9 protein-coding genes and 1 tRNA gene are annotated in these 10,993 nt (G+C 66.2%); 4 read left to right on the top strand and 6 right to left on the bottom strand.

Annotated features, from left to right (window positions below):
* Positions 1-160: 160 nt before the first annotated feature.
* The 4 genes from IHV25_RS08555 to hisN all read right to left on the bottom strand — a co-directional run bounded on the left by IHV25_RS08555 (position 161) and on the right by hisN (position 4,471).
* The gene (locus IHV25_RS08555; RefSeq protein WP_192534701.1) at positions 161-889 is read right to left on the bottom strand and encodes a VPLPA-CTERM sorting domain-containing protein; all 729 of its coding nucleotides are present in this window, start codon (positions 887-889) and stop codon (positions 161-163) included.
* 484 nt (positions 890-1,373) lie between these two features.
* Positions 1,374-1,448: transfer RNA gene (locus IHV25_RS08550), tRNA-Val, on the bottom strand.
* 120 nt (positions 1,449-1,568) lie between these two features.
* Positions 1,569-3,407, bottom strand: coding sequence for an extracellular solute-binding protein (locus IHV25_RS08545; RefSeq protein ID WP_192534700.1), 1,839 nt, complete (start codon positions 3,405-3,407; stop codon positions 1,569-1,571).
* A 242-nt stretch (positions 3,408-3,649) separates the two neighbouring features.
* Positions 3,650-4,471: a histidinol-phosphatase gene (hisN, locus tag IHV25_RS08540; RefSeq protein ID WP_192534699.1), complete on the bottom strand. Its 822-nt coding sequence runs from the start codon at positions 4,469-4,471 to the stop codon at positions 3,650-3,652.
* A gap of 428 nt (positions 4,472-4,899) precedes the next feature.
* Here hisN and IHV25_RS08535 point away from each other — a divergent pair, with 428 nt between their 5' ends.
* The 4 genes from IHV25_RS08535 to IHV25_RS08520 all read left to right on the top strand — a co-directional run bounded on the left by IHV25_RS08535 (position 4,900) and on the right by IHV25_RS08520 (position 8,475).
* Complete coding sequence (locus IHV25_RS08535) at positions 4,900-5,550, top strand: TetR/AcrR family transcriptional regulator (protein WP_192534698.1); 651 nt, start codon at positions 4,900-4,902, stop codon at positions 5,548-5,550.
* Positions 5,551-5,763: 213 nt separating this feature from the next.
* On the top strand, positions 5,764-7,074 hold the full coding sequence (gene purB / locus IHV25_RS08530; protein WP_192534697.1) for an adenylosuccinate lyase: 1,311 nt from the start codon (positions 5,764-5,766) through the stop codon (positions 7,072-7,074).
* An 11-nt stretch (positions 7,075-7,085) separates the two neighbouring features.
* Positions 7,086-7,691 (top strand): RNA methyltransferase, encoded by a 606-nt coding sequence (locus IHV25_RS08525; protein WP_192534696.1) that lies wholly within the window; start codon positions 7,086-7,088, stop codon positions 7,689-7,691.
* A 253-nt stretch (positions 7,692-7,944) separates the two neighbouring features.
* On the top strand, positions 7,945-8,475 hold the full coding sequence (locus IHV25_RS08520; RefSeq protein ID WP_192534695.1) for an invasion associated locus B family protein: 531 nt from the start codon (positions 7,945-7,947) through the stop codon (positions 8,473-8,475).
* 143 nt (positions 8,476-8,618) lie between these two features.
* Here IHV25_RS08520 and IHV25_RS08515 read toward each other — a convergent pair whose 3' ends face one another.
* Entirely contained in the window at positions 8,619-9,623 is a 1,005-nt protein-coding gene (locus IHV25_RS08515) for a mitochondrial fission ELM1 family protein (RefSeq protein WP_192534694.1), read from the bottom strand.
* A gap of 248 nt (positions 9,624-9,871) precedes the next feature.
* A complete protein-coding gene (locus IHV25_RS08510) occupies positions 9,872-10,792 on the bottom strand; it encodes a sugar phosphate isomerase/epimerase family protein (RefSeq protein WP_192534693.1) in 921 nt (306 codons plus the stop codon).
* Positions 10,793-10,993 lie beyond the last annotated feature (201 nt).

Genomic DNA, 10,993 nt, shown 5'->3' with positions numbered 1-10,993 from the left:
TGCCCCGCGCATTCAACACCGGGCACTCTGGCGCTGCCGTGGGGACACGGGATGGCGCTGCCGTGGGGACACGTGATCGCGTCCGTGGTGGTGCCACAAAAAAAGCCCGGCTTTCACCGGGCTTCGTCTGTCTTTTGGGGGTGAGCCCGCTTCCGTGCCGTCAGGCGGCCCGGGCAGCCGTGGCTTTTCTGCGCCCGTAGACGCCGGCGCCGGCCAGCGCGGTTCCAAGAAGAACCAGGGCAGCAGGCAGCGGGACATCGCCGGGCTGGGCCTCGCCCGCAAGGAAGGTGGCGCTGTATCCCTGGATGAAGCTCTCCGCTCCGCGGCCGTCCGCACCGTATTTGCCGGAAATGGACAGCGTGTAGTCCCCCGCCTCCAGGTTGCCCCAGATCTTCTCCCAGCTTGCCCCGGTGATGGTTCCATTCCAAGTGTAGCCGGTCTTGCTGGAAAGCGAGATGGCGAGCGGCCCCTCAAACGCAGCGATCACTGCGGTGTCGATCCCCAGACCAATGTTCAGGGCAAAGGAGGACGCCTTGTCGAGGGCGAAGGTATAGTTGTTCTGGAACAGGTTTGCGTTCGAGTAGCTGTAGCGTTCCGGGCTTTTGCGGGTGTAGTTCATGTAACCGGCCTGACCGAGGCCCGACGCGTTGAGAACTCCGATCTCGTTGTTCTTGAACACGAATGAGGCCCCGAAGGATCCTCCGGCTTTCGGATCCCATTTGTTGAACGTCGAGGAGGTCGCCGAGATGGTGCCCATGTTGAAGGTGTTGGTCCACGGGGCGTCGGCGGCGCTGGCGTGTGAGGGGAACATCAGCGTTGCGGCATAGAGCGCAACAGCTCCAAGTCCGGCCACAACGGGCCGGCTGAGGGTTTTCAGGATCGTGTTCATGGTCGCCTCACTCTCTTCGACGGCCCCCGTGCGGGGCCGCGTGTCCATCCACTGTTTTTGCCTGATGCATTTCACACCGAATATATGGATATATACTAGCACATCAAGAGTGGCGTCGCGCGAAAAATGCAGTTACGGCGTGCCTAAGGGGCTGGTGTACGCCATTTTTTTCGCGTGGGGGTGATGCGGGGAAATTTTATGTCCGAAGTCAGGTTGTGTTTTAGGCTTCGTTCACGCCTTGCGGTCCTGGGGCCAGACGCGAATGCCTCCGATCCGGGAGACTCGGCCGGTGTACCCGGCGGGAGCGAGAGCGCAGGGGGCCCGGGACGACCCGGGCGGGATACCGCAGGGCGGGCGAGGTCCGCATTTGCCTGGGGGGAGGGCCGGTGCCAGCCGCATGAAAATCCTCTTCCGGGGATCGTCCGGACGTGCCGGACCGCCAACGAAAAACGGGAGCCCGAGGCTCCCGTTTCCGTGTGCAAACTGGTGGGCGCGACAGGGATTGAACCTGTGACCCCTGCCGTGTGAAGGCAGTGCTCTCCCGCTGAGCTACGCGCCCGTCCGGACCCGGTGTGAGACGTTTCGTCGTCCGGGCCGTCCGTGTGTGGAGAGGGTTCTATGCCACATGGCGGGGGTCTGTCAAGCGGTGTTTCCCACGTCTGCCGACGATTTTTCATCCTTATTTTTCAGAGCCCCGCCGGCCGAGTGCCGCTGCCTTTGCGGGGTCGATCCACCAGGTGAAAAACTGCACGCCGTCCTCGGGCGTGATCTCCGGTCGGCCGAAGATATTCCAGTAGGCGACGCGGTCTGCGGGGACGTAGTACTGGGGAATCACCAGAAACGACCACTGCAGAACCCGGTCCAGGGCCCGGGTGCGGGCAACCAGATCCTCGCGGGTGGAGGCCCCGATCAGGCCCTCGATCAGGGTGTCCACCGCCGGCGAGCACAGGCCGGCCTCATTGCTGCTGCCCGGTGTGCTGGCCGCCTGGCAGGACCAGTAGTTCCGCTGCTCGTTGCCGGGGCTGTTGGACTGGCCCCAGCTGGTCACCATCATGTCGTAGTCGAACTTCTGGACCCGCTCCACGTACTGGGCCGAGTCCACCACCCGGATGGTGGCCTTGATTCCCAGGCGCTCCATGTTGCGGGTCATGGGGACCACGATCCGGTCGAACTCGGGCTGGACCAGGAGGATCTCGAACGTGAAGGGAGTGCCCTCCGAATTGCGCAGGGCGCCGTCACGCACGGTCCATCCCGCCGACTTCAGGAGCTCCATGGCCTTCCCGAGGTTTGCCCGCATGCCTCCGGCCTCGGGGTCAACCGAGGGCGGCTGGTAGCTCTCGGTGAACACGCGCTCGGGAATCTGTGTGCGAAGGGGGGCGAGAACCTCCATCTCCGCCGGGGAGGGCAGGCCGGTGGCCGCAAGCTCCGAGTTGTCAAAGTAGCTGCGCAGGCGCTTGTACTCGTTGAAGAAAAGGGTCTTGTTCGTCCACTCGAAATCGAAGGTGTAGGCCAGCGCCTCGCGCACGGCCGGATCCTTGAACAAAGGATTGCGCAGGTTGAACACGAAGCCCTGCATGCCGGACACCCGGTGGTTCGGGATGCGCTCGAGAATGATGCGCCCCTCGTTCAGGGCGGGGCTCTGGTAGCCGGTGGCCCACTGCCGGGCCACGTACTCCAGCCGGAAGTCGAAGGCTCCGGCCTTGAAGGCCTCCAGCATCACGGTGGCATCCCGGTAGGAGGTGAACTCGATGCGCTCGAAATTGTAGCGGCCCCGCATCACCGGCAGGCCGTTGCCCCAGTAGTCCGCACGGCGGCGGTAGGTGATGGAGCGCCCGGGCTCGAAGGTCTCGATGGCGTAGGGCCCGGAGTGGACGGGGATCTCCAGGGTCACGGCCTCGAAGTCCCGGCTTTCCCAGTAGTGTTTGGGGAGAATCGGCATCTGTCCGATAATCAGGGGCAGTTCCCGGTTGTTGCTGTGGCGAAAGACAAACCGCACCGTCCTGGGGCCCAGAACCTCCACTGAGGCCACATCGCCGTAGTAGGCGTTGTAGAACGGCAGGCCCTTTGTGCGCAGGGTCTCCAGCGAGAACGCCACGTCCTCGGCGCTCACGGGGGTGCCGTCGGACCAGGTGGCCTCGGGGCGGAGCGTGAACGTCACCTCCGATCGGTCCTCCGGAAGCTGGATGCTCTCGGCCAGCAGGCCGTAGCCCGTGAACGGCTCGTCTGCGGATTTCTCCAGAAGCGTGTCATAGGTCAGGGCCAGGGAGGCCGCTGCCAGTCCGCGAATGGTGTAGGGGTTCAGGGTGTCGAAGGCCCCGTTGGTTCCCAGGCGCACGGTGCCGCCTTGGGGAGCATCCGGATTGACGTAGTCAAAGCTGGTGAACCCGGGGGGATATTTGGGCGCGCCGTGCATGGAGATCGCATGGACCGGAGCCGGGCTGCCGGTGGCCGCAAGGCCGGGCGCCGCCGGAAGGAGAAGGAGAAGGACAAGCAGGCGGGACAGAAACGGAATGCGCATGGGACTGTCTTTCTGAGGATGTCTTCCGGTGGGCCGGGTGGAAAAGGGGGAACGGTGCAAGATGCGCGCGGGCACAGGGGCCCGGGAACAGGTCCGGGGGAGCAGGGCGATACCTGCCCCGGGTCACAGCGGGAAAACCGGGAGGAGCGAGCTCCCGGGTGTAACGGATGGAGGGCAGACGGACAGCAGGCCCGGCCCGGGGATGGGCCGGCAAGGCCCGCCTGGGCCCCGGGTCGTGCGGGTCACGATGGCGTGGCGCCTTTCGTCCCGGTCAGGATCTCCAGGGCTTCCCGATGGAGGGGCTCCCCGGTGCTGGCCAGAACCCGCCCGTCCGACGACAGGTCAAGGGGCCGGTTGTCCCAGCCGGTCATCCGCCCCCCGGCGCCGGTGATCACCGGAACCAGGGCCGTGAAATCGTGGACCTTCAGCCCGGTCTCGCACACCAGGTCGCACCAGCCCAGGGCCAGCAGACCATAGGCATAGCAGTCGCACCCGAACCGGCGCAGGCGTGTTTTTCCGGCCAGCCGCTCGAAGGCGCTCCGGTCGGAGTCGCTGGCAAAACAGTCGAGGGCCGTGGTGAAGATCGTGGCCTGGTCGAGGGAGCGCACAGCCCGGACCTTCGCCCGCTCGCCGTTGAACAGGGTCTGCTCCCCGGTCAGTCCGATCCAGCGCTCGTCGGAGATGGGCTGGTTGATGAGGCCAAGAACCGGCGTGCCCCGGTGGCACAGGCCGATCAGGGTTCCGAAGGTGGGCAGCCCCGAGACCAGCGCGCCGGTGCCGTCCACCGGATCCAGAACCCAGACGAATTCCGCATCCGGATTTTCGGCGGGGAACTCCTCGCCGATGACGCCGTGATCCGGAAAGACCTCCCGGATGCGCTCGCGCATGGCGGCCTCGGAATCCCGGTCTGCGGCGGTGACGGGGGTCAGGTCGGCCTTGTCGTCCACGTTCAGTGCGGGACTGCGAAAGAGGGGGCGGATAATGCCCGCCGAGATCTCGGCCAGTTCGTGGGCCAGCGCCACACACATCGAGAGATCGGGAAAAGCGGTTGACCGCAGGATCATGCAGGGCCTCCGGGGTGTTGGACAGAACAGTCGGGAGAGCGTAACCCGTCTGCGGCCGGCGCGACAAGCACGCCGCAGTGCGGACGACGGGTTGGGGACGGGGGCGACCGGTGCGCGGGCCCCGGTCCGGTCGGTGAGCACCTCACTTTGACACGCGCACAGGGTGTTTACTACGAAAATAAGTCGCAAAACGCTCCGGATCCCGGGCGTCTCCTGTCGCCAAAGGCGGTTTCCTGCCGGGCCCGGGCCGGTCCAGTCCGGAGCTCCGATGGCGCCCCCAGTGCCGGGGCCGAGGCCCCGGACAACCCGTGTGCCGCGCATTTTGGCGCGTGCGCCCTTTTTTTGCCAGATTTTCCGCGCTATATCTAAACCGAGAATCACCTTGAAGGGCGCGGGCCGATCGCGCCCAGTGTACGGGACGAACGACAATGGCTCATAAAGCTCACAGCAAAGAAACGACGGGAGATCACGTGATTTTGGAGGCGGCCCTGCGTGTTGCCGCCCTGTCCGGATGGAGACGGCTGACGTTTTCCGCCGTGGCCGAGGAGGCCGGCGTGTCTCTTGCATCGGTTCTGCGGCACTATCCGGCCCGGGCGAAGCTGATCACCACGTGGATGCGTCTGGTGGACAACGCCATGCTCACGGACGACATTGTCCTGGACCCCCGGGAGACCATCCGTGACCGCCTGTTTGATCTTCTGATGCGGCGCTTTGATGCCTTGGCCCCCAACAAGGAGGCCCTGAGGGCTCTCGTGCCGTCCTTTGGACGGGACCTGTCCCTGGCGGGGGCCTTTGGCCGCTCGCTGATGCGCTCCATGAACGTGACCCTGGAGGCCGCGGGCGTGGACGTGGTGGGTGCGCGCGGCCTGCTGCGCATCAAGGCGCTTGAGGCCGCCTACCTGCACGTGATGCGGATCTGGCTCAAGGACGACACACCCGACATGGCCACCACCATGGCGGCCCTGGACAAGACGCTCGACCGGCTGGATTCCATGGCCAGGGGGATGCCCTCCAAGGGCTTCGGTCCCTGCTCCCGGGAGAACGCCTGCGACACGGCGACCGGGGGCGCCGGTCTCTGATCCGGGCCCCGCTCGGGTTTTCAGTCCAAAAATGGCTCTCCGGCCCCGCGCCGGAGGGCCTTTTTCCTCTGGCGCCTTGCCTTTTTCGTCCCGGACGGTAAAGATGCAGCCGTATGGTCGGTCCGGTGCCCCCGGATGACGGCCCCTTGTGCCGTTCCGGCACCGGTTTTGTTTGTTCGTCCGCTTTTGTGACAGTCTGGAGTCTCCCCCACAATGATCCCCCGCTACTCCCGAGAGAAGATGGCCTCCATCTGGTCGCCCGAGAACCGCTTTCGCATCTGGTTCGAGATCGAGGCGCACGCCTGCGACGCCCAGGCGGAGCTTGGCGTCATTCCGGCGTCGGCGGCGCGGACCATCCGCGAGCGGGGCAACATTCCCTACACGGCGGAGCGGATCGCCCGCATCGACGAGATCGAGGCCGTGGTCAAGCACGACGTGATCGCGTTCCTGACCGAACTGGCCGAGCACATCGGCGAGGATGCCCGCTTCGTCCACCAGGGCATGACCAGCTCGGACGTCCTGGACACCTGCCTTGCCGTGCAGATGGTCCAGGCGGCGGATATCCTCCTCGAGGATCTGGATGCCCTGCTCGAGGCCCTGAAGGAGCGCGCGTTCGAGCACCGCATGACCGTTACGGTCGGTCGCTCCCACGGCATTCACGCGGAGCCCGTGACCCTGGGCCTGAAGTTTGCCGGCTTCTATGCGGAGTTCCGCCGGGCGCGCGAGCGTCTTCTGGCCGCCCGCCAGGACATCGGCACCTGCGCCATTTCCGGGGCGGTGGGCACCTTTGCCAACATTGATCCCTTCGTCGAGGCCTGGGTTGCCGACAAGATGGGCCTGCGGGTGGAGCCCCTCTCCACCCAGGTCATTCCCCGCGACCGGCATGCGTACTACTTCGCGGTTCTGGGTGTGATTGCCAGCTCCATCGAGCGGGCCGCCACCGAGGTCCGCCACATGCAGCGCACCGAGGTCGGCGAGGCGGAGGAAGCCTTCTCCAAGGGGCAGAAGGGCTCGTCGGCCATGCCGCACAAGCGCAACCCGGTGCTGACGGAAAACCTGACCGGCCTTGCGCGCATGGTCCGCGCCTACGCCTTCCCGGCCATGGAGAACGTGGCCCTGTGGCACGAGCGCGACATCTCCCACTCGTCGGTCGAGCGCATGATCGGCCCCGACGCCACCGTCACCCTGGACTTCGCGCTGGCCCGCCTGACCACGGTCATGAAAAACCTGGCGGTCAACACGAAGAACGTGGAGCGGAACCTGAACATGACCGGCGGCATGGTCTTCTCCCAGCGGGTGCTTCTGGCCCTGACCCAGGCCGGCGTGTCCCGCGAGGACGCCTACCGCCTTGTCCAGCGCAACGCCATGGAGGTGTTCGAGAACGGCGGCACCCTGCTTGAGCGCCTGAAGGGTGACGCGGAGGTCCGCGCGTTCCTGGATGATGCGGCTCTGGAATCCCTGTTCGACCTGAATGTCCACACCCGCAACGTCGACGTGATCTTCGAGCGCGTCTTTGCGGAGTGACGGGGACCGGGATGATATCGCGCGGCTACTTCGGCATTGGCATTGAGGGGGTCTCCAAGCCCTACAACATGGGGAACGTGTTCCGCACGGCGCACGCGTTCGGGGCCTCCTTTGTCTTCGCCATCCGCACCAGCTACGCCCGCGAGGAGGGAGGCAAGGTCGACACGTCGGACGCCATTGCCTCTCTTCCCTTCTACCGGTTTCCCGAGGTCAGCGACCTCGTGCTGCCGAAGGGCTGCCGGGTGGTGGGCATCGAGCTGACCGAGGACGCCATCGACCTTCCGTCCTTCCGCCATCCCCTCCAGGCGGCCTATGTCCTGGGGGCGGAGCGGGTGGGGCTCTCGGAGCCCATGCTGGAGCGCTGTGACTACGTGATCCGCATTCCGGTACGGTTTTCTCTCAATCTGGGAATGGCCGGGGCTCTGGTTCTGTATGACCGTCTTCTGACGCTGGGCCGCTTTGCCGACCGTCCGGTTCGCGAGGGCGGCCCCACGGAAGCCCTGAAGCCGCACGTCCACGGAAAGGCTGCATTCCGCACCACCGAGGCCCAGAGAATGGCCCAGTTCACTGCGCCGGCTCCTCTGGACGAGGTGGCGGAGGCCCGCTCCCGGGACTGAGCCGGACCCGGTCCACCCCCCGCCCGGGGGTACGGGTCTTCAGGGTCGTATCGGGGCGGCCCGGATCCGTGTCAGGGGACGCGCCGGACCGGAACTCGGCTGTCCGGGAGCTCCCGGGCCCCGGCCGGTCCTGTCCGGATTACCGGTTGCAAATAATTTTCTTTCGGAGGATTGACGAAACAGCCCCAACCCTGTTTCCTGACACTCTTCCGCAACGCCGACCATCCGCGAACTGAATGGAGATGCGATCATCATGAGGAGTCTGAAAACGGCCGCCTGTGTTCTGGCGGGTGTCCTGGCCGGAGGCGCGGGGCTGGCGCCGCACGAGGCGGGAGCCCAGCAGATTTCCACGCTGGGAGTCTACAACAACTGGACGGCCTTCCTGATGATGGAGAACAATCAGAAGGTCTGCTATATCGCCTCCTCTCCCACGAAGGACGAGGGCAACTACACCCGTCGCGGCGACATCTACGCCCTGGTGACCCACCGACCGGCGGACAAGCAGTACTACGTGGTCACGATCTACGCGGGCTATGCGTACCGGCCCGGCTCGCCGGTTCAGCTTTCGGTCGACCAGACCGGTTTCGAGCTGTTTACCGAGGGCGAGAGCGCCTGGGCGCCCAACGACATGGACAAGCGGATTGTCCAGGCCATGCGCAAGGGCAACGCCATGGTGGTGCGCGGAACGTCGTCCCGGGGCACGGCCACCAAGGACACCTACTCCCTGCGCGGGGTCTCGGCGGCGCTCTCGAAGATCAACGAGGCCTGCGGCGTCAGCAACTGACGCCCTGACGGTCCCTGATCCCGGCTGCGGGATCCCCGGGGTGTTCCGGGAATTCCGCCCTGCCGGAGCCGCCACGCTGTGGGGCCGGGACCGGTTTGGCCTCACACGACAGACACGACAGGTCGGGCGCTGCGGCGCCCGGATCAGCCGGGGGCAGTGTTGCCCCCGATCCCCAGCTTCTCCCGGATGACGCCGGCCAGACGCTGTGCCTCGTCCAGAGGCTTCGGCGGGGCCCAGAGCTTGAGGGCGCCCCGGAACGGGCGGGTATAGCCCTCCTCCTCCATGCGGGCGTGGAAGCGCGTGAAGCGGACCGAGCCCCCATTGAGGCCCAGGGTGTAGACGGGCTTTCCGGTGAAGCAGGCCTCGGAAATCATCGACACGCTTTCCTCGGTCACCATGACCGCGTCCGCAAGGCCCAGCATGCCCATATACGGGTTGGGGCCATCCCCTTTCCAGAACCAGACATTCGGCAGGTGACGCAGAGCCTTTTCCATGAGGTTGCGCTGGTCCTCCCCGGTCCTGCGGGACGTGGTCACCACCAGGCCCACGGTTCCGTCCCGGGCCACGTCCTCCAGCTGAAGGGCGACCCTGCGGGCGTCCTGGATGCCAAACCGGTACGCACCGCTCGTGCCCCCGATCAGGACCGCCACAAGGGGGCGGGGCAGGGCGGAGAAGGGCTCGCGGAATGCGGCGGCTCCCTCCTCAAGCGTGGCCCGGGTCAGGCGGTGCATGGCGCCAAGGGAGGTCAGCACGTTCGGGCCGCGGAGATTGTCGTGATCGGGCGCCAGAACAAGATCGAAGTTCGCCGGGCTGACCCCGGGGTTCAGGATCTGGACCAGGTACGGCGCGGCGCTACCGGTTCGCGTGGCCTCGCGGCGGATGGCAAGGGACAGCATGGCCGCGCGGCGACCGCAGGCAATGACCACATCCGGCCAGGGGGGCTCGAACGCATCGCTCCCCGGCGCGAGCAGCCGGGAGAGACCCGCCCTCCCGGCGATGCTGGCGGGCAGCCAGGACCAGGGGCGGGCGACGGTCCCGGTCCGGGACTGGAAGGGGATCCCCAACGCGTTGGCAAGGCCCAGGGCCTGGGAGATGTTTCCGGCTTCGCCGGTGGTGACAACCCAGAGGGTTTTCTTCGGATCGCTCATGACTGCAACGCCCTTGGTCTGAGGTGGGGGACCGGAACACGGACGAAAGCACAGGCCATGCATCCGGATCAAGGAAAGACCGGCGGCCGGGTGCTGTTTTCCGGAAAATGGGGTGCGTCCGGGTCCGGGCGGGTGTGGGGGGGACTGGTCCTGCACCATTCGCGGGCCGCGCAGGGGGGCGTTCGGCCGCCGCTTCCCGCCTCAACGGGGGGCACGGCGGATATGCCGCCCGTTCCGTTCACCGGTGGCTAGCGTGCGATGCGGGCCTGCTGCAGATATGCGCGGGCCCGGGACAGGGAGTCCCGCATGGCGCTGTCCTCGTGCCATCCCATGCCGATCTCGAGGGTCGCGCTCGGGGCCCCGGAAAAGGTCAGGCTTCCCATCACCGTCTCGAAGGGCAGATCCCCCCAGCCCAGGGGCAGGTGCAGGTCTCCCTCTCCGAAGATCACGTCATCGCCGGGAAAGAGGTTCTCCCAGTGGGTGGGAGGCCGCCCGAAGCTGTCATGAAGGTGAAGGTGGCGGGCGAGCGGCGCCAGGACGGACACGCGCTCCGCCAGATCCCAGCCGAAGTGGCGCGAGGCAAGGTAGGCGTGGGAGAAGTCAATCACCGCCCTGAGGTTCGGATGGTTCACTGCCTCGACCTGGGCTGCGACCGCGACCGGATCCAGGCCATAGGTGGTGATGTCCCCGGCGGTCACCTCCCGGGTCACCGGCATGTTCTCGAGGCACACCGTGACACCGCGGCTGGCGGCCTGACGGGCCAGCCACTCGAGGCCGTCGCGCTCGATAGCCATCAGGTCGCTGCGTTCCCTCTCGAAGCGGGCGGTGCTGATCCAGCCCGGGTGCACGACCAGGAGCTTTGCCCCCAGGGTGGCGCAGACGTCCAGGCAGGACAGGGCGGCGATGGACTGGGCCTCGATATGGTCGGGATCCATCATGGACAGGGACAGGGGGGCGTGCAGGGTCAACATCCCGGGAAACCCGCTGACAACCGGCACAAGGCTTTTCAGGCGCGGGGTGTTGACCCGCCCACCGATCACGGTGTTGAGCGGCGCCATGGAGAGTTCGGCCAGATCGGCACCAAACCCGGCGATTGTCTCGAGCCGGGCGGCAAGGGCGCTGTCCTGGCCCTCGTAGAGGGTGAAGCCGATTTTCAGCGGGCAGGACATTCTGAATTCCTTGGTTGTCTGTGGGAGCGGCCGGTGGCGCAAACGCCGTGCATCTTGTCGCCGTGCATCTTAACGCACCCGGTGTCGATGCGACACTCCCGACAGGCGGCCATCCCGGATCATCACGGGACGGGAATGCCGGCGCCAGCCGCGTGGTTTCCAGTTGATAGCCGTCTCCGTTTCCGGAGACGGGTGAAACGT

Source organism: Phaeovibrio sulfidiphilus, from assembly GCF_014861485.1.
Lineage (GTDB): Bacteria > Pseudomonadota > Alphaproteobacteria > Rhodospirillales > Rhodospirillaceae > Phaeovibrio > Phaeovibrio sulfidiphilus.
The sequence above is the reverse complement of the archived record's forward strand: the minus strand, read 5'-3'. Positions and strand labels throughout refer to the sequence as shown.

Excerpts from the sequence above, each read along its gene's own strand:
- hisN (WP_192534699.1), bottom strand. The coding sequence starts at position 4,471 with ATGATCCTGCGGTCAACCGCTTTTCCCGATCTCTCGATGTGTGTGGCG.
- IHV25_RS08545 (WP_192534700.1), bottom strand. The coding sequence starts at position 3,407 with ATGCGCATTCCGTTTCTGTCCCGCCTGCTTGTCCTTCTCCTTCTCCTT.
- IHV25_RS08510 (WP_192534693.1), bottom strand. The coding sequence starts at position 10,792 with ATGTCCTGCCCGCTGAAAATCGGCTTCACCCTCTACGAGGGCCAGGAC.
- IHV25_RS08520 (WP_192534695.1), top strand. The coding sequence starts at position 7,945 with ATGAGGAGTCTGAAAACGGCCGCCTGTGTTCTGGCGGGTGTCCTGGCC.
- purB (WP_192534697.1), top strand. The coding sequence starts at position 5,764 with ATGATCCCCCGCTACTCCCGAGAGAAGATGGCCTCCATCTGGTCGCCC.
- IHV25_RS08515 (WP_192534694.1), bottom strand. The coding sequence starts at position 9,623 with ATGAGCGATCCGAAGAAAACCCTCTGGGTTGTCACCACCGGCGAAGCC.
- IHV25_RS08535 (WP_192534698.1), top strand. The coding sequence starts at position 4,900 with ATGGCTCATAAAGCTCACAGCAAAGAAACGACGGGAGATCACGTGATT.
- IHV25_RS08525 (WP_192534696.1), top strand. The coding sequence starts at position 7,086 with ATGATATCGCGCGGCTACTTCGGCATTGGCATTGAGGGGGTCTCCAAG.
- IHV25_RS08555 (WP_192534701.1), bottom strand. The coding sequence starts at position 889 with ATGAACACGATCCTGAAAACCCTCAGCCGGCCCGTTGTGGCCGGACTT.